Origin of the sequence: Flavobacterium sp. 83 (genome assembly GCF_000744835.1) — a bacterium.
Taxonomy (GTDB): domain Bacteria; phylum Bacteroidota; class Bacteroidia; order Flavobacteriales; family Flavobacteriaceae; genus Flavobacterium.
Genome location: NZ_JQMS01000001.1, coordinates 2,436,223 through 2,460,718 on the forward strand (window position 1 = coordinate 2,436,223; position 24,496 = coordinate 2,460,718).

The 24,496-nt window shown below is 32.5% G+C and carries 20 protein-coding genes; 12 read left to right on the forward strand and 8 right to left on the reverse strand.

The genetic code is table 11. The annotated features are described in order from the left end of the window. Positions 1 to 43: 43 nt before the first annotated feature. The 7 genes from T410_RS10695 to T410_RS10725 form a co-directional block, all read right to left on the reverse strand. On the reverse strand, positions 44 to 811 hold the full coding sequence (locus T410_RS10695) for a hypothetical protein (protein WP_035671494.1): 768 nt from the start codon (positions 809 to 811) through the stop codon (positions 44 to 46). Positions 812 to 851: 40 nt separating this feature from the next. Beyond that, a complete protein-coding gene (locus T410_RS10700; RefSeq protein ID WP_035671496.1) occupies positions 852 to 1,589 on the reverse strand; it encodes a nitroreductase family protein in 738 nt (245 codons plus the stop codon). Continuing rightward, positions 1,580 to 2,908, reverse strand: coding sequence for an aldehyde dehydrogenase (locus tag T410_RS10705; protein WP_035671498.1), 1,329 nt, complete (start codon positions 2,906 to 2,908; stop codon positions 1,580 to 1,582). Before T410_RS10705 ends, T410_RS10700 begins: the two co-directional genes overlap by 10 nt. 77 nt (positions 2,909 to 2,985) lie before the next feature. Beyond that, complete coding sequence (locus T410_RS10710; protein WP_035671500.1) at positions 2,986 to 3,675, reverse strand: RluA family pseudouridine synthase; 690 nt, start codon at positions 3,673 to 3,675, stop codon at positions 2,986 to 2,988. Between the two features lie 68 nt (positions 3,676 to 3,743). Then, entirely contained in the window at positions 3,744 to 4,094 is a 351-nt protein-coding gene (locus tag T410_RS10715; RefSeq protein WP_035671503.1) for a four helix bundle protein, read from the reverse strand. 53 nt (positions 4,095 to 4,147) lie between these two features. After that, entirely contained in the window at positions 4,148 to 4,966 is an 819-nt protein-coding gene (panB, locus tag T410_RS10720; protein ID WP_035671506.1) for a 3-methyl-2-oxobutanoate hydroxymethyltransferase, read from the reverse strand. Positions 4,967 to 5,100: 134 nt separating this feature from the next. After that, positions 5,101 to 7,566: a glycoside hydrolase family 3 N-terminal domain-containing protein gene (locus T410_RS10725; RefSeq protein ID WP_035671508.1), complete on the reverse strand. Its 2,466-nt coding sequence runs from the start codon at positions 7,564 to 7,566 to the stop codon at positions 5,101 to 5,103. Between the two features lie 158 nt (positions 7,567 to 7,724). Here T410_RS10725 and T410_RS10730 point away from each other — a divergent pair, with 158 nt between their 5' ends. From T410_RS10730 to T410_RS10745, 4 genes are all read left to right on the forward strand, one after another. After that, positions 7,725 to 8,471 (forward strand): NUDIX domain-containing protein, encoded by a 747-nt coding sequence (locus T410_RS10730; RefSeq protein WP_035671510.1) that lies wholly within the window; start codon positions 7,725 to 7,727, stop codon positions 8,469 to 8,471. A 199-nt stretch (positions 8,472 to 8,670) separates the two neighbouring features. Beyond that, complete coding sequence (locus tag T410_RS10735; RefSeq protein ID WP_238567367.1) at positions 8,671 to 9,783, forward strand: ATP-binding protein; 1,113 nt, start codon at positions 8,671 to 8,673, stop codon at positions 9,781 to 9,783. Then, positions 9,776 to 10,462, forward strand: coding sequence for a response regulator (locus tag T410_RS10740; RefSeq protein ID WP_035671512.1), 687 nt, complete (start codon positions 9,776 to 9,778; stop codon positions 10,460 to 10,462). The genes T410_RS10735 and T410_RS10740 overlap by 8 nt, the downstream gene beginning before the upstream one ends. Positions 10,463 to 10,609: 147 nt before the next feature. After that, positions 10,610 to 12,550 (forward strand): KUP/HAK/KT family potassium transporter, encoded by a 1,941-nt coding sequence (locus T410_RS10745; RefSeq protein WP_035671514.1) that lies wholly within the window; start codon positions 10,610 to 10,612, stop codon positions 12,548 to 12,550. A gap of 62 nt (positions 12,551 to 12,612) precedes the next feature. On the opposite strand, the gene T410_RS10750 is transcribed toward T410_RS10745, so the two are convergent. Further along, positions 12,613 to 14,040, reverse strand: a complete 1,428-nt coding sequence (locus T410_RS10750) for an L-serine ammonia-lyase (RefSeq protein WP_035671517.1) — start codon at positions 14,038 to 14,040, stop codon at positions 12,613 to 12,615. A 273-nt stretch (positions 14,041 to 14,313) separates the two neighbouring features. Between T410_RS10750 and T410_RS10755 the strand changes: the two genes are divergently transcribed. From T410_RS10755 to T410_RS10790, 8 genes are all read left to right on the forward strand, one after another. After that, positions 14,314 to 14,994, forward strand: coding sequence for a response regulator transcription factor (locus T410_RS10755; RefSeq protein ID WP_035671520.1), 681 nt, complete (start codon positions 14,314 to 14,316; stop codon positions 14,992 to 14,994). Then, entirely contained in the window at positions 14,991 to 16,277 is a 1,287-nt protein-coding gene (locus T410_RS10760) for a HAMP domain-containing sensor histidine kinase (RefSeq protein ID WP_035671523.1), read from the forward strand. The genes T410_RS10755 and T410_RS10760 overlap by 4 nt, the downstream gene beginning before the upstream one ends. A 15-nt stretch (positions 16,278 to 16,292) precedes the next feature. Further along, complete coding sequence (locus T410_RS10765) at positions 16,293 to 17,438, forward strand: serine hydrolase (RefSeq protein WP_051929390.1); 1,146 nt, start codon at positions 16,293 to 16,295, stop codon at positions 17,436 to 17,438. 127 nt (positions 17,439 to 17,565) lie between these two features. Continuing rightward, entirely contained in the window at positions 17,566 to 17,985 is a 420-nt protein-coding gene (locus T410_RS10770) for a PepSY-like domain-containing protein (protein ID WP_051929391.1), read from the forward strand. Between the two features lie 159 nt (positions 17,986 to 18,144). Next, positions 18,145 to 19,167 (forward strand): YncE family protein, encoded by a 1,023-nt coding sequence (locus T410_RS10775; protein WP_035671526.1) that lies wholly within the window; start codon positions 18,145 to 18,147, stop codon positions 19,165 to 19,167. Between the two features lie 28 nt (positions 19,168 to 19,195). Continuing rightward, on the forward strand, positions 19,196 to 20,431 hold the full coding sequence (locus T410_RS10780) for a TolC family protein (protein WP_035671529.1): 1,236 nt from the start codon (positions 19,196 to 19,198) through the stop codon (positions 20,429 to 20,431). After that, the gene (locus T410_RS10785; RefSeq protein WP_051929392.1) at positions 20,400 to 21,353 is read left to right on the forward strand and encodes an efflux RND transporter periplasmic adaptor subunit; all 954 of its coding nucleotides are present in this window, start codon (positions 20,400 to 20,402) and stop codon (positions 21,351 to 21,353) included. The genes T410_RS10780 and T410_RS10785 overlap by 32 nt, the downstream gene beginning before the upstream one ends. A 1-nt stretch (position 21,354) precedes the next feature. Further along, positions 21,355 to 24,405, forward strand: a complete 3,051-nt coding sequence (locus tag T410_RS10790; RefSeq protein ID WP_035671531.1) for an efflux RND transporter permease subunit — start codon at positions 21,355 to 21,357, stop codon at positions 24,403 to 24,405. Positions 24,406 to 24,496: the final 91 nt, after the last annotated feature.

The window sequence follows — 24,496 nt, forward strand, 5'->3', positions numbered from 1 at the left end:
ACATAGTTTTTTTAGATGTGTGTTTTTTTTAAAACAGGCTAATTTATTCCAATTCACTTTCTGAATCAATTCCAATAATAGAAACATAAATGGAATAATACATGGAATACATAAAAGGAATAGTGAAAAACACACCAATACAACATCCTATAAATCCTACCATTGATGCTATAATAGCTACAATAATTAATCCTAAAATTACTAAGGGTTGTTTTGCAATAATGATGGCGCTAGATTTAATAGCATCGATTGCTTTTAGATTACCAAAAATAATAAATGGAATAGTTAAAAACGTAAAAAAGGATACAGTCATAGATAACAAAGTTCCTATAAATTTAATTCCACTATAATCAAAAAGAGAGGATAGAATGGAACTTAAAATAGAAATTGCTAAAGTTGAAATGACTAATTCTTTAAAATGAGGTGCTTTATAATATTCGAAAACTGTAGAAACATGAAATTCTTCATCTTTTTCAGCGCAATGAGCCATTTTGATTAATCCTGCTGGAAAAGGGCTTAGCAGACAAGTGAGAACAATAGCACTTACAATATAAATCAAAAGATAAATTCCAGTAAAATTTTCATTTTTTAAATTTTCTAAAAACTGTTGATTCATTTCACCTATTCCAAACGTATAAATTATAATTCCAGCAGTTAATATTCCTATTAATACTGAGAAAACAAATATCATTAAGCCGGCATATATGGCAATTTTTTTATAGTTTTCAAATGCCAAATTAAAAACGTTTGCAAAATCTAATTGGTATCCATTGTTTTTTATCTCTTCAATTTTTTCTTTTGTAGTTCTCATCAATTGTTTTATTAGTTTTTAAGGTATTAATTGAATGTGTTTATATTTTAAAATAGACTTCTTCGAAAGGAATTCTAAAGCGTTCTCCATAAATGCCCTGTTCTTCTCTAATACCACATCCTATAATCATATTTATTTCGGATGAAGCGGGTAAATGTAATATTTTTTTTATTCTTAGCGAATCAAAACCTTCCATAGGACAAGTATCATAATTTATTGCGGCCATACTTATCATGAAATTTTGAGCAGCAAGTCCGGCACTCTTATGTGCAACAATGCGCATATCACTCTGTCTTGCTTCTCTGTAAATAGGTTTGAATATTCCGATGATTTGAAAAGCAATAAATTTTATTATTCCAATAATTCCCAGAAAATCAAAATAAAGTGTCGGAATAATTTTTTGATAATAATTTAAGGCAAATTTTTCTCTTTTGGAATAGGTTGATTCAGGTTTGTTACCGTAAAGTGATTTTAAATGAGAAATATTTGAGTTCACTCTTTTTCTCCATAAATCTTTTCGGGCTACAACAACAACCATTTGTTGTGCTGTTTTTGCAGCATTTTGACCAAAGCTAGCGGTCGTTATTTTTTGTATGATTTCTGGAGAAACAATATGATAAAATTCCCAAAGCTGCATATTACTACTCGTAGCTGCAAGTGTTGCTAAGTGAATGCAATCTTTTACTTTTTGGGTATCAATAGGTTCGTTTTTAAAAACCCGAACAGATCGTCGGTATTTAATGGCATCACTTACTGATTTTTCATTTGTTACATCCATTTTAGTAATTTTCGAATTGTTTTTAATTTATCATTGTATGGGGCATAACGCATTGGTAAATCGAGCCAATTTGCTTTTTTTACGATTCCTTTTTTATGTGAAAAAGTGTCAAAACTCAAACTGCCATGATAAGCGCCTATCCCGCTATGGCCAACACCTCCAAAAGGCAGCCTTTTATTTGAAAAGTGAATTACAGTATCATTAATGCAACCTCCACCAAAAGAATATTTTTGTATCATTTTTTGTGCAAACGAATGGGTTTCAGTGAAAATATATAAGGCTAAAGGCTTCTCATATTTAGAGATTATAGTATTTAAATCTTCCTCATTTTCATAGGAAAGAATAGGAAGCAAGGGACCAAAAATCTCCTCTTTCATAATGAGGCTATCAACATCTGACTCATCAATAAGTGTAGGGGAAAGGTAACAATTTTCAATTTCACTATGACCGCCAAAAGCCACTTTATCTTCGTCAATCATATTGACTAATCGAAGCCAGTTTTTTTGATTTATTATTCGAGCATAATCAGGAGAAAGTTTAGGCTCTTCCCCATAAGCTTTTGTGATTTCCTCTTTCATGAATTCCAAAAAATGGCTTTTCATATTTTTCTGTATCAAAATATAATCCGGTGCAATACAGGTTTGGCCTGCATTTATAAATTTCCCCCAAACGATTCTTTTGGCAGCGAGTTTTAAATTGGCAGTTTCATCAATAACACAAGGGTTTTTTCCTCCAAGCTCCAATGTTACTGGCGTCAGGTTTTCGGCTGCAGCTTTTGCCACAATTTTACCAACCGGAACGCTTCCTGTAAAAAAGATATAATCCCAACGTTGTGAAAGCAGATTCTGAGTAATTTCAACTCCACCTTCAATAACTTCTACTTGATTGATTTGAAATGTTTTTTGAATAATTTTTGCAATTATTTCAGATGTTTTTGGAGTCAGTTCAGATGGTTTTAAGACTACTTGATTTCCTGCGGCCACAGCCGAAATTAATGGACAAAGAGCCAATTGAAATGGATAATTCCAAGGGGCTATGATTAATACTTTGCCGTAAGGTTCTTTGTAAATATAATCGGTGGAAGGAAAATTGAGAATGGAAGGAAAAACCCTCTTTGGCTTTGCCCATTTATGTAAATTCTTTATAGTGTCTTTTAATTCAGAAATAACGTAATTGGTTTCTGTGAGTACCGCTTCAAAAGCCGGTTTCTTAAAATCATCGTATAAAGCCTGAATAATTTCATTTTCATGGGTTATGATTACATTCAGCAACTTTATTAGAGTTTCTTTTCTGGAACCTATAGTAGTTTTGTAATTCATTAGAGACACACCGTTTATTTAGTGCTATGCAAGTTAATTTTTATAATTTACATAATGAATTATTCTTTAAAAAAAAATCATAGTGCATCCCAGATAGAGTCAGATGGAGTGGGAGCAGTTATAGTTATGGCCTCTTTCGTAACTGGATGAATGAAGGTTAATTTCCTAGCGTGTAAATGAATTCCTCCGTCAGGATTACTGCGGTCAAAACCGTATTTTAAATCTCCTTTTATCGGTGAACCAATGGCAGAAAGTTGTGCCCTGATTTGATGATGTCTTCCGGTATGAAGATTGATTTCCAGTACAAAATAGTTGTTTAATTCTTTGAATATTCTATAATCTAAACTAGCTAATTTACTCTCAGGAACTTCTTTGATATGCGCTTTTGAGGTGTTATTCTTTTCGTTTCTTTTTATATAATGAACGAGATTATCTTCCTCTTTTGAAGGTTTATTTTTTACAATTGCCCAGTATGTTTTTTGGGTTTCTCGGTTGCTAAACAGTTCATTCATTCGGGTTAAAGCCTTGCTTGTTCTGGCAAAAACGACTATACCGGTTGTAGGTCTGTCTAAACGATGTACAACACCCAGAAAAACTTCCCCGGGTTTGTTGTACTTGTCTTTTATATATTCCTTTACAACCTCGCTCAACGGTTTGTCGCCAGTTTTATCGCCTTGCACAATATCGCCTACACGTTTATTGACCACAATAAGATGGTTGTCTTCGTGTAGAATTTGGAGATTGTTTTTGTTCGAAATTATTTTCATTTAGACTTTTAGATTGTTGGATTCCTTAGATTTTTAGGCATCTTGATTATTAGATTTTACTAATATCTTTATTTTAATGTGGAACGAAATTTAGAAGTCATTTTTAGAATTCTATCACTATTAAAACATAGTTCGTCAAGTTTTATTTGTTCTATATAACCTAAATCTAAAGCGATTAATAACTGTGTTTCAATTTCATAAATTGAACCAATTGCTATTTCAAGAAATCTAGAAAAATCTTTATTACTGCTTCTGGAACAACCTTCTGCAATATTAGACGGAATAGAAACTGAAGCACGGCGAAGTTGATTTGTGAGCCCAAATTTTTCTGAATCAGGGAAATTTCCCGTAACAATATAAATATCAGAACAAAATTTTCTACTTAGTCTCCAAATTTCTAAATCCTTAAATCGATGCATCTCTATTTTTTTAGTCTAACAATCTAAAAGTCCAATAATCTAAGAACTCTAATTTAATACTGTTCATTAGCATTGGGGAAATCGCTTGATTTTACATCAGTAACATATTGACTGATTGCAGTTGTCATTCCGTCATATAAATTCATGTATCTTCTCAAGAAACGGGGACTAAATTCATTGTTCATTCCTAACATGTCGTGAATAACCAAAACTTGTCCGTCAACTCCGCCTCCAGCACCAATACCAATAACTGGAATCGAAATACTTTGAGCCACTTTTTCGGCTAAATGTGCCGGAATTTTTTCTAAAACTAAGGCAAAACAACCTAGTTTTTCAAGCAATTTGGCATCCTCAATTAATTTATGCGCTTCTTCTTCTTCCTTAGCACGAACAGTATAGGTTCCAAATTTATAGATTGATTGTGGGGTTAAACCCAAATGTCCCATAACCGGAATTCCGGCATTAAGTATTTTTTTGATAGAATCTTTAATTTCTTTTCCACCTTCCAATTTTACGGCGTGTCCACCACTTTCCTTCATGATTCTGATGGCAGAACGCAATGCTTCTTTAGGGTCAGATTGGTAGCTACCAAAAGGTAAATCAACTACAACCAAGGCTCTTTCTGTTGCTCTTACTACAGAAGAAGCATGGTATATCATTTGGTCCAAAGTAATAGGTAAAGTTGTTTCGTGTCCAGCCATAACATTCGAAGCTGAATCGCCTACAAGGATTACATCCATTCCAGCAGTATCAACAATTTTAGCCATCGTATAATCATAAGCGGTCAGCATGGAAATTTTCTCTCCATTGGCTTTCATTTCAATTAATGACTTTGTTGTAATTCTTTTGTAATCTTTTTTTGCTACAGACATGGATTGTTGCTTTTTGTCACAATTTTAGGTGACAGTTTATAAAATGTAAAAGTAGTAAAACAAATTCTTTAGAAACAAAAAAATGGGTTCGTTTTATGAACCCATTTTTAAGCAATTATGATAAATAATATTCTTTATTTTTTCAAATCAGAAAATACTGTGTCTGCTGCAAATGCTGCATTTGTTTTTTCAACAATTTTCTCTTTTGCTAAAGTAAAATTTGCTGTTTGTTTAATATCTAATGACGAGGTTCCAATTGCCACTTTGTAAGAACCTGCTTCAGCAATCCATGCATTTTTTTTAGGAATAAATGAAGCTAAATCTTTTGAGTTTAGTGTTAATACAATCGTTTGACTTTCTCCTGGTTGCAATAATTTAGTTTTACCAAAAGCTTTTAATTCTTCAGTTGGTTTGTCAATCTTTTTTGCTGGGGCAGAAAGATATAATTCCACTACTTGTTTTCCTGCTATTTTACCCGTATTTTTTACAGTTACACTAACAGTCATTTTGTTTACAAATGTACTTGAACTTAATTTTAAATTAGACACATTAAATGTAGTATACGATAATCCGTAACCAAATTCGTAAGATGGTTTTACATGGAATGTATTGAAATAACGGTATCCAACATAAATCCCTTCTTCGTAAGTTACACTAGTAGGATTTTCAGCAGGAGTTCCAATCCAGTTTTTAGCTGATGGTGTATCTTCATATTTTACAGGGAAAGTCATGGTTAATTTTCCTGAAGGAGTTACTTTTCCTGAGAAAACATCTGCAACAGAATTTCCACCTTCTTGACCCGGTTGCCAAGGTAAAAGTATAGCGTCTACTTTATCTTTCCAGCTTGCCGTTTCAATTACGCCACCAATGTTCAAAACTACAACCACTTTTTTTCCTTTAGCATGAAAAGCTGCTGAAACCGTATTGATTAAGTTGATTTCATCTTGAGCTAAATTAAAATCTTCATCTACTTTACGGTCATCACCTTCACCAGCATTTCTACCGATTGTGATTAATGCTAATTCAGAGGTATTTGCTTTATTTTGAACGACTTCTGTATTTAATGCTAATTCAGGAAGTCTTTTTGGTGTTGCCAATAAACCTTCTTTTTCACGTCTTTTTGTTTCAATCTCTTTTTGAGTAGCCATAAAAGGTTTGTATAATCCTTCTAATTCTTTGTCAATAGAAAAGCCCGAATTTGTTAAACCATCAATTAATGAAACAGAGTATGCTTCGTTAACATCACCACTACCAGTTCCGCCAGAGATAAAGTCATAAGAAGTTACACCAAAAACGGCTAAAGGAGCTGATTTTGAAGTGAAAGGCAATACGTTGTTATTGTTTTTTAATAGAACAACACCTTCTGCTGCTGCATCTCTTGTTACTTGAGCGTTTTCTTTTAAGTTTGGTTTATTTGAATACTTGTAATTGCTCATTGCAGGAGATCTCATTACCAATTCTAATACACGTCTTAAATTGATGTTGATATCCTCTTTAGATAGTTTACCATTTTTTATGTTTTCAACAATTGCATTTTGTTGTGCAGGTAAACCTGGCATCAATAAATCATTTCCTGCTTTAAGTTGTTTAGTTACATCACTAATAACATCTTTAGCCATAATACTTCCAAAACCATTATAACCACCAAACCAGTCCGTCATTACTAATCCTTTGAATCCCCATTCGTTACGAAGTACAGTAGTCAATAGATCTTTACGTGCTGATGTGTATGTACCGTTTAATAAATTATAAGAAGACATTACTGTCCATGGTTGTGCCTCTTTTACAGTAATTTCAAATCCTCTTAGGTATATTTCACGTAAAGCTCTTTCGCTCACATGTGCATTAACACCCATTCTGTTTCTTTCCTGATTATTAGCAGCAAAGTGTTTTATAGAAGTTCCTACGCCATTAGATTGTACACCATTTACCATTGCTGCAGCAATTTTTCCGGCGATTAATGGATCTTCAGAATAGTATTCAAAGTTTCTTCCACACAATGGATTTCTGTGAATATTCATTCCTGGACCTAATAAAACATCTACTCCATATTCTTTTACCTCATTACCCATTGCTTTACCAACAGAATTGATAAGTGCTTCATTCCAAGTAGAAGCTAATGCTGTTCCTACAGGAAATGCGGTAGCATAATAAGTGTTAGGATCCTCTTCTCTGATAGATTTAATACGCAAACCGGCAGGGCCATCAGATACAATTACTGAAGGAATTCCTAAACGAGAAATTTCAGTTGTTCCTCCCGCAGAACCTGGAACTTTTGCAGTGTCTTTTCCAGTGATAAACTGCATTTTAGCCCAGTCAAAACCTGGCATTCCAATTCCGATAAGCATACTTGCTTTTTCTTCATCAGTCATTTGATTGATTAAATCTTGAATTCTGTCCTGAGTAGAAAGACGGTAATCTTCATATCGGTCTAACTTTCCGTTTTTATTTAAATCAGAAAAGGTAAATCCATTGATAGTGATTATTGGGTTGGATTTAGTCTCTTTAATTTCTGGGTTTTTCCCCCATGAAATTCCAGAAATGACAAGCGCTGAAAGAAGCGAAGTCTTTGCAATTTTTGAAATTGATTTGTTCTTCATTTGGTTTTTTAGTAAATAGTTTTTTTTATTGCTTCAATATGAAGCAATATTAATTATTTTTTTTAATATTTGCAAAAAAAGATAGTTTATTTTTTGATTATCGGTTTTTAAAGAAAAAATTATAATCAATTTCGTATTTTTGCGATCAATATAAAATAATGGAATTTAATAAAATAATTGAGAAGAATTCAGCCGAAGCTTGGGATGTTTACATTCCAAATTTATCAATAGATTGTGTAGTTTTTGGATTTCATGACACCACCTTAAAAGTATTGGTAACGAGATTAAAAGAAAAAAATCTATGGGCACTTCCTGGCGGATATGTTTTAAAAACAGAAAATCTAAAAGAAGCTGCTAATAGAATTTTATTTAGTAGAACGGGTGCGGAAAATATTTATTTACAGGAATTTAAAGTTTTCAGTGATTTGAATCGTTCTGACGGTATTTTCGATGAATTTCCGGATACATTATGGAACAAACAGCGATTTCTTTCTGTAGGGTTTTATGCGCTAGTCGATTATCATCAAGTAAATTTAGTAATGGATGATATTTCAGATGCTTGCGAATGGAAATCAATTGATGAATTGCCAGATTTTATGATGGATCACAGAAGCATTTTTGATAAAGCGTTAGAAACGCTGCGCAGACAATTAAATCATAAACCTATTGGTTACAGTCTGTTGCCTGAAAAATTTACTATGCCTGAACTTCAAAAATTGTATGAAATTATTTTAGGAAAGAAGTTGAATCGCGGTAATTTTTATAGAAAGATGCTGCGCTATGATATTCTCGAAAAATTAGAAGAAAGCAGAAAAGGGGGAGCGCACAAAGCACCGGATTTATATAAATTTGATTTGGAAAAATACCAATTAGCTCTTAGAAATGGATTTAATGAAGGGTGGTAGAAATTTTAAGTTGTTGAATGAGTGATGTTTTATATATTCCTCATTGACGATGAATAAAAATTACAGCTTTTTTTTATAGGAATCGTTTTAAGTTATCAGCGAAAGAAATCTTTATAAAATCTTTATGTCTTGTTTAGATATATTATAAAATACTTACAACATATCATTTAACTTTGTATTGTTAATAAGAAAGATAGTTGTGAAAAGTATTTTAAACCAAATTAAAAGAGAAAACCAATACCTAATTTGTGTATTGTCTGTAAGCATAGTCGCTTCACTATGTTTGTTCACCAGAGATTATTTGGATTACAAAATTGTGGGTTATTTATTGCTGGTTGTAGTTTCTTTATTAGCTACATTTTTAGACATTTTGCCAGTATTATTAAGTGCTATTCTTAGTGCTTTAATCATGAATTTTTTCTTTTTGAAACCCTATTATACATTTCATATCAGTAATGCCGAAGATTCTTTATTATTGTTTTTGTTCTTTTTAATTGCACTCATCAACGGAGTTTTGACCTACAGAATTAGAAAAGCCGAAAAAATATTGCAAATAAAAGAACTCAGGATAAATACAATGAAGCTTTACGATGCATTATTGGATTCATTATCACATGAATTACGTACTCCCATTTCAACAATTATGGGTTCCATTGATACAATACAAAGTAAAACGTTAACTATTTCTGAGGAAAATAAACAAAAATTATATTCAGAAATTGAAAAAGCTTCTTTACGTTTAAATCATCAAGTGGAAAATTTATTGAATATGTCCCGATTAGAATCGGGGGTAATACAACCAAAAATGGATTGGTGTGATTTAAAAGAATTGGTTTATAATGTTCTGGATAGTTTGAAAGATGATCTGCAATTTCATAAAGTTGTTGTTATTGCCGATGAAAATTTACCACTTTTCAAATTGGATTACGGTTTGATGGAACAAATTATTTACAATTTGGTTTTTAATGCTTCTCAATACACTCCAAAAGGAGCTAAAATAGAAATCAAAGTAGAATATAATCCGGATATTGATTTTGAATATAATCCAGATAAATTAATGCCGTGTGTCATCACTATTTCCGATGATGGGAACGGTTTCCCAGAAGCTGAAATAGATAAAGTCTTTGATAAATTTTACAGATTGCAAAATTCTAAAACGGGAGGAACTGGATTAGGATTGTCTATTGTAAAAGGTTTTGTTGAAGCCCAAAATGGTAAAATAACTTTAGAAAATAAGGAAGAAGGCGGTTCCGCTTTTAAAATATATTTCCCAACATTAGTAATGAATACAGCAGCCATTTCAAATGAATAATTCAGCCGAAATATTAATCATAGACGATGAAATCCAAATTAGGAAACTACTCGAAATCGCTTTAGATTCTAATGGATATAAAACTATTTTCGCTGTAAATGGAAAGGAAGGTATATCCCTTGCAGCAAACCATCAGCCGGATTTAATCATCTTGGATTTAGGTTTGCCAGACGAAGATGGACAGGTAGTTTTAAAAAGATTGAGAGAATGGTATAAAAAGCCCATCTTGATTTTAACCGTAAAAAACACCGAAGAAGAAATTGTAAAAGCACTCGATAATGGGGCCAATGATTATTTGGCAAAACCATTTAGAACCCAAGAATTATTAGCTAGAATTCGCACCGCTTTAAGGAATTTAAACCAAGATGAAAATGAACCAATAATCGGGTTTGGAGCAATTTCGATTGATTTTACTTCGAGAATTGTCAAGTTAAAAAATGAAATTTTAAAATTAACAACCACTGAATATAATTTGCTTTCCATTTTGGTTAAAAATGAAGGCAGAGTACTCACACATCAGTATTTGCTCAAACAAGTTTGGGGCAACAGCTATTCTGACCAAACACAATACCTGCGTGTTTTTGTGGCTCAACTTCGTAAAAAAATAGAAGAAGACCCAAACCGACCTAAATTTATCATCACAGAATCCGGAGTCGGTTATCGCTTTAACACCAGCTAAAATTTACAATGCTTTGAGTAATCTCTTTAAGCAATAATCAAAAAAAAGATAAAAAAAATCATTGAATTGTATGTTCTAAACATCACGATAAGGATTTCTGTTGTCTATTAATTAATACGTTTTACAATCTTAAAAATTAAAATTAAAATGAATAAATCAACTATTCAAAAAGTCAGTGCCGCATCGCTTTTAGTGGCATTAGGAATTATTTATGGAGACATAGGAACCAGTCCGTTATATGTTATGAAAGCCATTATTGGACAAAGAGAAATATCAAAACTGCTGGTTTACGGTGGGATTTCCTGCATCTTTTGGACACTTACATTTCAAACTACATTCAAATATATTTTCTTGACACTTTCGGCTGATAATCATGGTGAAGGTGGTGTTTTTTCGCTTTATGCATTGGTAAAAAGGTTTGGGAAAGGTAAATTAGTAATTCCAACAATACTTGGGGCCACAACACTTTTGGCGGATGGAATTATTACGCCTCCCATTTCCGTGGCTTCCGCTGTTGAAGGATTAGGAGATGTGGTTCCCGGTATTCCAACACTTCCCATTGTGATTGTAATTTTATCTGGATTATTCTATTTTCAACGATTTGGAACCCAAAAAGTAGGTTTCTTTTTTGGTCCGGCTATGGTAGTTTGGTTTTCGATGCTTTTTGTTTTAGGATTTGTACAAATACTGGATCATCCTGCTATTTTGACCGCATTAAACCCAATGTATGCCTATCAATTACTGGTTGAATATCCTCATGGATTCTGGCTGTTGGGAGCGGTTTTTCTATGTACAACCGGAGCAGAGGCTTTGTATTCGGATTTAGGGCATTGTGGAAAAGAGAATATCAGGATTACATGGATCTTTGTTAAAATTGCTTTAGTCGTGAACTATTTAGGTCAGGCATCTTGGCTTATGACCCAAGGAAATACATTTCTTGAAGGAAGAAATCCTTTTTATACCATTATGCCACAATGGTTTCTTTTTTCAGGTGTTATCATTGCCACTTTTGCAGCAATCATTGCTTCACAAGCTTTGATAAGTGGTTCTTATACATTAATAAATGAAGCGATGTCACTTAACTTTTGGCCAAGAGTTTCTATGCGAAATCCGACCAATTTGAAAGGACAAATCTATATTCCTTCAGTAAATACTATTCTTTGGGCAGGCTGTGTTTTGATGATTTTATATTTTAAAAACTCCTCCAATATGGAAGCGGCTTATGGGTTTTCCATTACCATTGCCATGTTGATGACCACAGTACTTTTGAATTATTACTTGATTTATATCAAAAAAATGAACCGGGTTTTGATAGCCATAATTATTACAGTTTTTGGAATTATTGAAATTGCTTTTTTTATTGCCAATATTGTAAAAATTAAAGAACGTTGGATGTTTTTGTTCTTTGAGCTTTTCATTTTCATGACGATGTATACTTGGTTTTTCGCAAGAAAAATTAATAATAAATTTCTAAAATTTACAAATTTAACGGAGCATACACTGCAACTTCAGGAATTGAGTAATGACATCAGTATTCCAAAGTACTCCACGCATTTAATTTATCTGTCAAAGGCAGATAGAAATTATGAAATTGAAGAAAAAATATTAAAATCCATTTTTTCCAAAAAACCAAAAAGAGCAGATGTTTACTGGTTTTTTCATATCAACAGAACCAATGATCCTTTTACTCTAAATTATGAAGTAATTGAATTATTAGACGACAAAGTAATCAAAATTGTTTTGAATATTGGTTTTAGAATCCAGCCAAAGGTTGAATTGTATTTCAAGAAAATTGTTCAAAATCTGGTTCAAAATAAAGAATTGAATTTGCATATTCGTCCTGACGGTTCTACAAAATACAATGCCGAACCTGATTTTAAATTCATTATTTTGGAAAAATTCCTTTCTGTCGAAAACGAATTTGCCGTTAAAGATGCTTTACTGTTGAATTCCTATTATATGCTTAAAAACTGGTCCCTTTCAGATACGAAAGCGTTTGGATTGGATAAAAGTGATGTTGAAATTGAAGAGATACCTTTTGTATATCAACCTATTCAAAAATTGGAATTGGAAAGAAAAAAGATTTAAATATAAGTATTTGGTGATCAGTTGCAGTTATTGTGAACTACGACTGATCACTGAATATTTTCTTAACAATCGGCCATATTCACGGCAATAGCCAGACCTCCTTCGGAGGTTTCTTTGTATTTGTTATTCATATCCTTAGCAGTTTGCCACATGGTGTCAACCACTTTGTCTAAGGGAACTTTAGCGTTTTTTGGATCGGTTGATAAGGCTAATTCGGCGGCATTAATCGCTTTTATGGCTCCCATTGTATTTCTTTCGATACAAGGAATTTGGACTAAACCACCAATAGGATCACAGGTTAAACCCAAATGATGTTCCATAGCAATTTCGGCAGCCATTAAAACTTGTTCCGGAGTTCCTCCCATTAATTCACATAAAGCTGCTGCTGCCATTGATGAGGAAACACCAATCTCTGCTTGACAGCCACCCATTGCTGCTGAAATAGTAGAGCCTTTCTTGAAAATACTTCCTATTTCGCTGGCAACCATCAGGAATTGTTTGATTTCTTTTTCGCCAGCATTATGGTTTTCGATAACTAAGTAATACATTAATACAGCTGGAATGACTCCGGCACTCCCGTTAGTTGGTGCTGTAACTACACGCCCTAAAGCTGCATTTACTTCATTTACAGCAAGTGCAAAACAGCTCACCCATTTTAGGATTTGGCGAAATTTGACTTCGGTTTTTCTAATTTCTTGTAACCAAGTTTGTGGCGAATTATAATTGGCTAAACCAATAAGATTTTGATGCATATCAAAGGCACGACGACGGACATGCAATCCGCCGGGTAAAATCCCTTCGGAATGGCAACCAATATACATAGACTCCAGCATGGTGTTCCAAATGCGCATTAATTCGTGATGAATAACTTCTTCGGAACGCATCGATTTTTCATTCTCGTAAACGATTTCCGAAATCTTTTTATTTTCTTTTCTGCAGTAGTCCAAAAGTTCAGTTGCTTTATCGATTGGGAAAGGAAAAGCACATTTTATAGCAATTTTTTTCTTGGCATTGATGCGTTCTTCTTTCACCACAAAACCTCCGCCAATTGAGTAGAAGGTGGAAGTATATTCTTTATCATCCGTTATGTAGGCCGTAAAAGTCAGACCATTTGCATGAAAAGGAAGGAAGTTTTTATTGAAAATAATATCGTGTGAAAAATGGAAGGGAATCTGGTTTTCATTACCAAGATTGATTTCATTTTTATCCTTGATTGATTTTATAATTTTATCAATATCCGAAATAGGAATATACTCAGGATCTTGTCCGCTTAGACCTAGCATAATTGCTAAATCAGTGGCGTGCCCTTTACCAGTTAGCGAAAGGGAACCATATAAATCTACTTTTACTCTGTTTACTTTAGGAATTAAATTTTCGTTTTTCAATTCACTCAGAAAACGTTCTGCTGCACGCCAAGGCCCAAGTGTGTGAGAACTAGAGGGGCCAACACCAATTTTAAGCATATCAAAAACAGAGATACATTCTTCCATAATTTATTAGTAGGTTTATTTAAAACAAAGATAATAGAATGTAGCAATGAAAAGGTTTTAAAATGGAGTTTTGTTAGATATTTGGCAACGTATCAACTTAAATTCTAATTATTCAATAACGTAAATAAATAGGAACTTAAGATTGGAGTTGCAATAGGTTCTTCTGAAATTTTGGGTAGTTGGGCTAATTTGTACTAATGAGCTATTGAAATCACTTAAATTTAATTTAAAAACAGAATTAGAATAGATTTTAGCTTTATTTTTACGTTAGCTATGAAAATACTCCTAATAGAAGACGAGCCAGAATTGCAAAAAAGCATTGAGCAATACCTTGAAATGGAAGGGAATATTGTTGAGATTTCTCCTGATTTTTCTCATGCGCAACAGAAAATTGCGATTTACGATTATGATTGTATTTTGGTTGATATTACTTTGCCAAACGGCTCTGGTTTAGATTTACTCAAAGAAATTAAACTGAAAAAATCTAAAGCGGGTATTATAATAATTTCTGCAAAAAATTCTCTTGATGATAAAGTAAATGGTTTGGACCTTGGAGCGGATGATTATTTGCCAAAGCCCTTTCATTTGTCGGAACTTAATTCACGAATTAAAGCTTTGATTAGAAGAAAAAGTTTTGATGGAAATTTAGAAATTAGTATCAATGAAATAAAAATTTTGCCTCACGAAAGACGTGTTTTAGTTCATAATAATGATATAATTTTGACGTCAAAAGAATATGATTTATTGCTTTACTTTATATCTAATAAAAATAGAGTAGTGAGCAAAAGTGCGCTTGCAGAACATCTTTGGGGTGATAATTCGGATAGATTGGATAACTTCGATTTTATATACAATCACGTGAAAAATCTGCGCAAAAAATTATTGGAAAAAAAATGCGAAGATTATTTGCAAACTATTTATGGCATAGGTTATAATTTTAAAACTCAAGAATGAAATTATTAGCTAAAACAAGTTTGTATTATTTGATTTTGAGTATCCCGATATTAATTCTATCAGGATTTATTTGTTTTCATATCATTACAAGAGAGGTTAGAGAAAGTAATAACGAACTATTGCTAAATCGGAAAGAACTAATTGAAAATTATTTAAAAGAAAATGACACCATTTCTTTGAAAATAATCACTAAAAGCAGTGAAGCTACAATTAAAAAAATAGCTAAAATAAATGCTAACGAAATTTTTACACCTATTTTTTCGGACACTTTAATTTTTGATAAAAAAGAAAATGAACTGGCGGAAAATAGATTACTTTCTTCTGTTTTTAAAGTTGGAAATACTAATTATTCCATTAAAATATGGAGAAGCACATTAGAATATAACGAATTGTTCAGAGGTATTTTTACTTCGTTAGTTATTTTATTGATTTTGCTTTTTGTGACCTATTTGATTATAAATTTTTGGATTTCAAAAACAGTATGGAAACCCTTTTATGAAACAGTAACCAATTTAAAGAAATTTCGTGCCAGTGATAATGTAATTCCACGTTTTGCAAATACATCGGTAACTGAATTTGATGAATTGAATCTTTCCTTAAACGTTATGATGCAGAAAATGATAGTTGATTTTAATAGCCAAAAAAAATTCACTGAAAATGCTTCGCACGAAATCCAAACGCCATTAGCGGTTATAAAATCTAAGATTGATTTACTTATTCAATCTGAAAATTTGAAAGAGAATGAAATGAAATTAATAGTAGCAATTGATTATGCTTGCTCTAAAATAATTCGATTGAACAAAACATTTTTATTACTTACCAAAATTGAAAACAGACAATTTAATACCACAGAAAAAGTATCTTTTGAAAATACAGTTGATAACTCCTTAGTCTTTTTTGAAGAGCATATTCAAGCCAATAAAATTGAGATAATAAAAAATATTGAAAGCGATTTTTGTGTTTTGATGAATGCTGATTTGTGTTTAGTATTGGTTAATAATTTATTACAAAATGCAATTAGGCATAATATTAATAGTGGAAATATTGAAATTTTTATAGCGAAAAATAAAATTACAATCTCAAATTTGGGGGTTGATAACCCAATTGACAGTCAGTTATTTGAACGCTTTCATAAAAACTCCACTTCACAAGAATCACTTGGGCTTGGATTGTCTATCGTAAAAGAAATTGCTGATGTAAGCGGATTGGTATTTAACTATAAATTTACTAGTGGTAAACATTGTTTTATTTTGACAAAAGACAATACTGTTGAATTAAAATAAAAAAGAGTTAGTGTAATGAAATCAAAAAAGCTGTTTAACTATTTTTTTCTTATTGTTTTATTTTGCTGCTTAATTTCTTGTGACGTATTTCGATCCTTAAGATATGGGGGAATTCCTAGCCAAAGTGATTATAAACATTTTCCTCACAGAGTAATTAATAATGGAGGTCCCGCTTATAATTTTTATAAATCCAATAAAGAATATCAGTTAGGAACAACAATAGGACTAGCCAATCGGGATTTTAATTCTACAAATGTAAGCTTGGATAGTTTTGCGACATTACATAAAACGATCACATTTTTAATTATTCGCAATGACACAATTGTTTACGAAAAATACAACAAAGGATATACCTCAAACTCATTTGTTTCCTCTTTTTCAATGGCTAAACCATTTATCTCTACATTAATAGGAATAGCAATTGATGAGGGGAAAATAAAAAGTGAAAATGATTTCATCGTTGATTATTTACCTGAATTTAAAGATAAAATAGGTTGGGAAAAAATCACCATAAAAAATTTGTTACAGCATACCTCCGGAATACGATTTACAGATAGCGAATTGGATCCTGCATCTGATAATGCGGAGTTTTATTGGGGTGATAATTTACGGGAAAGAATGATTAATATAACTCTCGAATGTCCACCCAATACTAAATTTAGATATAGTAGCGAAAACACATTGCTTTTAGGATACATCATTGAGAAAGTGACCGGAGGTACTATTTCAAAATATTTGGAAGATAAAATTTGGAAGCCATTAGGAATGGAGGCACCAGCGACCTGGAGTTTAGACCGAAAAGATGATAAAGCTATCGAAAAAACCTTTTGTTGTTTACAAGCTAGAGCTATTGACTTTGCTAAATTAGGCAGACTTTATCTGAATGGAGGGAACTGGAATGGGAAGCAAATTGTTTCTAAAAAATGGGTTGAATATTCGACACATTCTGATCCATCCGGAAATAATAAACACTTTTATAATAATAATTGGGGAATAGGACCTTTTAAATATGGCAGTTATTTTGCTGTTGGTTTGTTTGGTCAATATCTCTATATGTATCCTGAAAAGAATATTATTATAGTCCGTTTTGGAGATACAGAAACCTCGTATCATCCTAATTATTGGCAGGAAGTATTTTTGCAAATAATTGACCAGATGTAATAAATAGTTGAATTTTATTAGCATTAAAAAAACTGAATTGCTATGATTTTCGCATAGAATTAAAATAGAATTGTATTTAATATTTGTACTATGAAATTATTTACAATTAACTTTTAAATGTAAAAAAATGAAAAAATTAGTAATGATTATGTCGATTGTATTCATTTGCAGTTGTGCATTTGCAGGAACTCCACCGGATGTAGTAAAAAAAGCCTTCGCTAAAAAATTTCCTACTGCAACAAAAGTAAGTTGGGGAGTTGAAGGTCCAAAAGAATGGGAAGCAGAATTCACATTGGAAGGAAACAAGATTTCTGCTAATTTTTCAGAAGATGGAACCTGGCTGGAAACGGAAAGAGAAATTAAAGCTGTCAATTTACCAAAAGCGGTTTTAGCAGCAGTAAAATCGAAATACAGTGATTGGAAAATTGCAGAAGCTGATAAAACTGAAAGTTTAAAACACGGAACTATTTATGAAGTAGATTTAAAAAAAGGGATGAAGAGTAAAAGTCTTGCTTTTAAAGAAGATGGTACCTCGATAAAAGAATAATTTTTTTAATTAATTAATATCCATCATAGAGAGTTGGGTTTCTATATCCAACTCTTTTTAATAATCTAAACAGTTGTGATTTCCATAGAATTAAAATAGAATTACAGCTGAAATTTGTCTCATAAAATTAATTACAATTAACTTTTAAATTTCTTTAAAATGAAAAAAATACTACTATCATTTATAATTATTGCTTCTATTTCTAATAGTTACAGTCAAACCTATAAATTATCCAAAAAGATCAGCACTTCTGGCAATGACGGATGGGATTATCTCGCTGTTGATGATGTGGCGCAACATTTATTTGTTTCACACGGAAATATGGTCAATGTGATTGATTTAAAATCAGATAAAACAATAGCTACTATTCCAGATACAAAAGGAGTTCATGGAATTGCGGTTGCCAATGATCTCAATAAAGCATTTATCAGCAACGGAAAAGACAATTCTATTGCAATTGTCAATTTGAAAACATTTGAATTACTTGAAAAAGTAAAAATTGCAGGAGTTAAACCAGATGCCATTTTATACGATCAATTTTCTCGAAAAGTGTTTGTTTACAATGCAGAAAGTAATGATGCTACGGTTATTGATGCCAATACAAATAAAGTGGTAAAAACAATTGCATTGGGTGGAAAACCAGAGTTTTCAGTAACCAATACTAAAGGGTTAATTTATGTGAATATTGAAGATAAAAACCAAATAAAAACGATAAACGCTTCGACATTAAAAGTTACAAATACCTGGAGTATTGCTCCCGGAGATGAACCATCAGGATTGGCAATAGATTTAGTTACGAACCGATTGTTTTCTGTTTGCGGTAATAATTTGATGATCGTTGTTAATGCTACAAATGGAAAAATAATAAAGACTTTACCAATTGGTGATGGTTGTGACGGTGTTGCTTTTGATGCCAAAAAGAATCTTATTTTTAGTTCTAATGGCGAAGGAACGATTACCGTTGTAAAAGAGAATAACGCAAATACTTTTTCAGTTCTTGAAACTGTAAAAACTCAAAAAGGAGCCAGAACCATTGCACTGAATAAAACTACGAATCAATTGTATTTACCTACAGCAGATTTTGGTGCAAAACCAGAACCAACAACAGAAAACCCGAAACCACGAGCAGGAATAGTACCTAATTCTTTTGTTGTTTTAGTTGTTGAGCCAATTTCTAAATAGTTTCATTCTTTTTATCTAAATTTATCCAATGAAATGGAAGCTTTTACTACTAATTTTTATTTGTTTCAAATCTTTTTCGCAAGAAAAGGATTTGAATTACTTCATTACTAAAGCACAAAATAATTCTCCTTTAATTAAAGATTACAGCAACCAAATAAAATCGGCTACACTGGACAGTTTATTGAATCGAGCAGTTTATAAACCACAAGTTTCCGGAAATCTTAATGCTAATTACGCCCCTATAATTAATGGTTTTGGGTATGATTCGGCTTTAAGTAACGGGCAATCCGTTTCGGGTTTGGTGGGTGTTAACCAGAAGATAATTGGAAAAAATAGAATCAATTCGCAATCAGATTCGTTTCAATTGATAAAAGAAGCTTTGGTTTTGAATCAAAAAATTACTTTAAAAGATTTAAACAAAACCATTGTTGCTCAATATATTTCGGCTTCGGCAAGTTCAGAGCAAATTGGTTTCAACCAGAAAATTGCAACTCTTTTAAAACAGGAAACAAGCATCCTAAAAAAATTAACCCAAAATGCCGTTTACAAACAAACGGATTATTTGATTTTTAGCGCAACTGTGAAGCAACAGGATTTAGTATTGTTACAATTAAAACAGCAATATCAAAATGATTTGGCTTTGCTGAATTACCTTTCTGGAGAAACCGATACAACTTTTATCAATTTGAAAAAGCCTGAAATAACTCTGAAAAATATTCAGTCTTCGGATAAAATAGTTTTTTTGAAACAATTTGAAGTGGACAGTCTGAAACTTCAGAATCAAAATAAATTTATTGATTACAGTTATAAACCTTCCTTGTCTCTGTTAGCTGATGCGGGTTACAATTCCAGTTTTGTCTACCAAGCGTATAAAAATTTTGGATTTAGCGTTGGTTTAGGACTGTCAATTCCTATTTATGACGGAAACCAACGCACTTTACAGCATCAAAAAAACGATGCAGCATTAGCGACTATTTTGGCGTATAAAAACAATTTCAATAAACAATACAAACAGCAAATAATGATGTTGAATTTGAAATTGAAGCAAGCAGTGGCGATAGAAAATCAGTTGCAATCGCAGCTTATTATTGCTGATGCATTAATTGAAGCCAATAAAAAATTATTGCTTACCGGAGATGCACAAATCACCGAATATAGTATTGCTGTTGGCAATTTAATAGCAATCAAAAATGCCATTTCCCAAAATAACAGCACCAAACTCCAAATCATAAATGAAATTAATTACTGGAGTTTTAATGACTAATTCTATGAAGAAACCAATTCTGTTTTTTATCCTGATAGCGCTTTTTTTTATTTCCTGTAAAAATAGCAACGAAGCGGAGAAAGTAATTGACGCAAGTGTTCCTGTGACTTTAACGGCTATTGATACCAGTTCAATTGAAAGTTATATTGATCTGAATGCTACAGCAACTTATTTGGTTAAAAATGTTATAAAGGCAAATGCTACTGGATATTTGAATTCCGTTAATGTGGCTCCCAATGATTATGTTTCTAATGGGGCAGCATTATTTTCGATAACAACCCGTGAGGCAAAAGTGTTAGGGAATACGATTAATAAAATTGACCCCAGTTTAAACTTTGGCGGAGCCATAAAAGTTAGAGCAAATACAAATGGCTTTGTAACTTCAGTAAATGTGCAACAAGGCGATTATGTTCAGGATGGGGATGCCCTAGTAACGATTAATGACACCAATAGTTTTGCCATCGTTCTGAGTTTGCCTTATGAGTTCAAAAAATATGTTTCAATCAATGAAGAACTAACGGTGATTTTACCGGATAGTACTTTGATAAAAACGAAAGTTCAAAAATACATGCCCACCGTTGACGCCACTTCACAAACGCAAAGTGTGATTCTAAAAGTCATTGGTAAACATGACATTCCAGAGAATTTAATTGTAAAAGTCAGAATTAATAAAAGTTCAAATTCAAAAAGTATTTCGTTGCCAAAAGCGGCTGTTTTGAGTAATGAAACAGAAACGGATTTTTGGATTATGAAACTGATTAATACCAATACTGCCATAAAAATCCCGATAAAAAAAGGAGTAGAAACGCAAGATAAAGTAGAAATTCTAGCGCCTGTTTTAACTGCTGAAGATAAAATTTTACTTTCAGGAAATTATGGTGTTGCAGATACAATTAAAGTAAAAGTGATAAAAACGGATTGAAATGAATAATTTTTTTGTCAAACATAAAAACGGACTGAGTGCCATAATCTTTCTAATTATTCTGGGAGGCTTTTTTGCGTATTCTAAAATGCAAACCAGTTTGTTTCCGGAGATTACTTTCCCAAAAATAAAAATCATTGCTGACGCCGGTCAACAGCCGATTGATAAAATGATGATTACGGTTACAAAACCGTTGGAAAATGCCATTAAAAAAGTTCAGAATTTAAAAACGGTCCGAAGTACAACCAGCAGAGGAAGTTGTGAAATTTCGGCATTTATGGATTGGAAATCGGATATCGATTTGAGCAAAACCAGAATAGAAGAGCAAATCAATCAGATAAAAAATAATCTTCCGCCCGATACCCAAATTTCAGTCGAGAAAATGAATCCTTCCATTCTTCCTGTAATTGGATATGCTATAGAAGGAAAAGGAATCTCGGCTATTGAACTCAAAAAAATAGCCAATTATACCATAAAACCTTTCCTTTCTCAAATTGATGGCGTTTCCGAGATTAGGATTATTGGCGGAAAAGAAAAAGAATATTGGTTGTCACTTGATTTCACTAAAATGACAGCATTGGGAATTACGCCAGATGCTATCACACAAGTATTGAGTCAAACTAATTTTATTAAATCGAATGGGTATTTATCGGATTACCGCTATTTGTATCTTACGATTACGGATGCCCAGGTTGATAAAAAGGACGAACTGGAAAATTTGGTTATTCGCAATAACGGAAAAGGAATTGTAACCTTAAAAGATATTGCTGCTGTTGAAATTCGGGAAGCTAAAGAATACATAAAAGTAAATGCGAATGGTAAAGAGAGTATTCTTATTGCCGTTCTCAAGCAACCCAATTCAAATTTGATTGCACTATCAGAGGCGATGCATGATAAACTGGAATCATTAAAAAAAATCCTTCCAAAAAACATAAAAATAACTCCATTTTATGAGCAGGCCAGTTTTGTAAATGATGCTGTAAAAAGTGTAACGGATAGTTTGTTAATAGGGCTTTTGTTAGCCATAATTGTTGCTGTTTTATTTTTGAAATCGGTGAAAGCCAGCGCCACTATTTTGATTATTATTCCCGTTACTTTAGGGTTAACATTGATAGTTTTGTACTTAACCGGACAAACGTTTAATATTATGACTTTAGGTGCTATTGCTGCGGCTTTAGGATTAATAATTGATGATGCGATTGTAGTTGTAGAACAAATTCATAGAACACACGAAGAGCATCCTGATGAGCCTACTGTTTCGCTTTTGCAAAAAGCGATTCACTATTTATTCCCGGCAATGGTGGGTTCATCCATAAGTACGATTGTGATTTTTATTCCTTTTGTATTAATGAGCGGTGTGGCGGGTTCGTATTTTAAAGTGTTAACAGATACTATGATAATCACTTTGGTCTGTTCCTTTTTTGTGACTTGGCTGTTACTTCCGGTAGTTTATTTATTGCTTTCCAAAAAAGAAAATAATTCGGAAACGAAAAAAGAAATTGAAATCCATGATGTAAAAACGCAGACTTGGGTAGCTTATTTTATTGGAAAACCGATAATTAGTATTTTATTTTGTATTGTACTGGTGCTTTCTATTTTTATTATTTTGCCCAATTTAGAAACCGGTTTTTTACCGGAAATGGATGAAGGTAGCATCATTTTGGATTATGAAAGTCCACCAGGAACTTCACTAGGAGAAACAGACAGAATACTCAAAGAAGTAGAGAAAATAATTATAAAAATACCTGAAGTAGAAGCATACAGTCGCCGAACTGGAACGCAAATGGGATTTTTTATAACAGAGCCCAATCGTGGAGACTATTTGATTCAATTAAAAAAAGATCGAAGTAAAACAAGCAATGATATTATTGATGAAATCAGGCAAAATGTAGAGGCTACCCAGCCTGCTTTGCGTATTGATTTTGGTCAGGTAATAGGGGATATGTTGGGTGATTTAATGAGCTCCGTTTCTCCAATTGAAGTAAAAATATTTGGAGACAATCAAGCTGAATTGCAAAAAATAGCCAAAAAAGTAAATGCAATAGTCGAAAAAGTAAAAGGAACTGCTGATGTATTTGATGGTATTGTTTTGGCGGGACCATCGATAAATATAGAGCCTAATTATAGTCAGTTAGCGCAGTATGGAATCACTCCAGCCGACTTACAATTTCAGTTGCAAACTGCGCTTGAGGGCAATATTATTGGAAATTTATTAGAGAATGAACGTGTAACTCCCATTCGGTTAATCTATAAAAATTCAGAAAAAAGAAGTTTAGAAGACATTAAAAAATTACAATTGTTTTTGCCCAATGGTCAATCGATTCCTATTTCCAGTTTAGTTACTATTTCAGCTCAAAAAGGAGTAGCTGAAATAGAACGTGAAAATCTGCAAATGATAAGTGTTGTTACGGGAAGACTGGATAATAGAGATTTAGGAAGTGTGATGAAGGACATTCAAACACAAGTTTCAGAGAATATTCATTTACCAAGCGGGTATTATATAGAATACGCGGGTGCTTATAAGGAGCAACAGCAATCGTTCAAAGAATTGTTGATGATATTAATCGCTTCTTCTTTATTGGTTTTTGGTGTTATTTTATTTTTATTTAGAGATTTCAGAGTAGCATTAGTCATTCTTTTAATTTCAGTATTGGGAATTGCAGGGAGTTATCTTTTGCTTTTTATAACTGGAACACCATTAAATGTAGGGAGTTATACAGGAATTATTATGATTGTTGGAATAATAAGTGAGAATGCTATTTTTACTTTTTTACAGTTTAGAGAAACGTTCAAATTGATACGAAACGTAAATGAATCTATAATTTATTCGATTTCCACCCGATTGCGCCCCAAATTAATGACTGCACTTGGGGCGATCATAGCTTTGTTTCCCCTTGCTATAGGTCTTGGCACCGGTTCAGAATTGCATCAACCACTTGCCATTGCTGTGATTGGTGGATTTATAATTGCAATGCCTTTACTTTTAATCGTATTGCCTACTTTATTGTGTCTAGTGTATAAGAATGAAAAACATTTTACGCACTTTAATTGATTTAATTTTTTATTTAGATTGTTCATTTTTAAATGAATACAAATTATAATTCGAATAAAATGTATAACTTTGATAGAGAGAATGGTATAGA

Excerpts from the sequence above, each read along its gene's own strand:
- T410_RS10725 (WP_035671508.1), bottom strand. The coding sequence starts at position 7,566 with ATGAAGAACAAATCAATTTCAAAAATTGCAAAGACTTCGCTTCTTTCA.
- T410_RS10770 (WP_051929391.1), top strand. The coding sequence starts at position 17,566 with ATGAAAAAATTAGTAATGATTATGTCGATTGTATTCATTTGCAGTTGT.
- T410_RS10705 (WP_035671498.1), bottom strand. The coding sequence starts at position 2,908 with ATGAATTACAAAACTACTATAGGTTCCAGAAAAGAAACTCTAATAAAG.
- T410_RS10695 (WP_035671494.1), bottom strand. The coding sequence starts at position 811 with ATGAGAACTACAAAAGAAAAAATTGAAGAGATAAAAAACAATGGATAC.
- T410_RS10745 (WP_035671514.1), top strand. The coding sequence starts at position 10,610 with ATGAATAAATCAACTATTCAAAAAGTCAGTGCCGCATCGCTTTTAGTG.
- T410_RS10730 (WP_035671510.1), top strand. The coding sequence starts at position 7,725 with ATGGAATTTAATAAAATAATTGAGAAGAATTCAGCCGAAGCTTGGGAT.
- T410_RS10740 (WP_035671512.1), top strand. The coding sequence starts at position 9,776 with ATGAATAATTCAGCCGAAATATTAATCATAGACGATGAAATCCAAATT.
- T410_RS10700 (WP_035671496.1), bottom strand. The coding sequence starts at position 1,589 with ATGGATGTAACAAATGAAAAATCAGTAAGTGATGCCATTAAATACCGA.
- T410_RS10785 (WP_051929392.1), top strand. The coding sequence starts at position 20,400 with ATGAAATTAATTACTGGAGTTTTAATGACTAATTCTATGAAGAAACCA.
- T410_RS10780 (WP_035671529.1), top strand. The coding sequence starts at position 19,196 with ATGAAATGGAAGCTTTTACTACTAATTTTTATTTGTTTCAAATCTTTT.
- T410_RS10715 (WP_035671503.1), bottom strand. The coding sequence starts at position 4,094 with ATGCATCGATTTAAGGATTTAGAAATTTGGAGACTAAGTAGAAAATTT.
- T410_RS10760 (WP_035671523.1), top strand. The coding sequence starts at position 14,991 with ATGAAATTATTAGCTAAAACAAGTTTGTATTATTTGATTTTGAGTATC.
- T410_RS10790 (WP_035671531.1), top strand. The coding sequence starts at position 21,355 with ATGAATAATTTTTTTGTCAAACATAAAAACGGACTGAGTGCCATAATC.
- T410_RS10750 (WP_035671517.1), bottom strand. The coding sequence starts at position 14,040 with ATGGAAGAATGTATCTCTGTTTTTGATATGCTTAAAATTGGTGTTGGC.
- T410_RS10765 (WP_051929390.1), top strand. The coding sequence starts at position 16,293 with ATGAAATCAAAAAAGCTGTTTAACTATTTTTTTCTTATTGTTTTATTT.
- panB (WP_035671506.1), bottom strand. The coding sequence starts at position 4,966 with ATGTCTGTAGCAAAAAAAGATTACAAAAGAATTACAACAAAGTCATTA.
- T410_RS10775 (WP_035671526.1), top strand. The coding sequence starts at position 18,145 with ATGAAAAAAATACTACTATCATTTATAATTATTGCTTCTATTTCTAAT.
- T410_RS10710 (WP_035671500.1), bottom strand. The coding sequence starts at position 3,675 with ATGAAAATAATTTCGAACAAAAACAATCTCCAAATTCTACACGAAGAC.
- T410_RS10755 (WP_035671520.1), top strand. The coding sequence starts at position 14,314 with ATGAAAATACTCCTAATAGAAGACGAGCCAGAATTGCAAAAAAGCATT.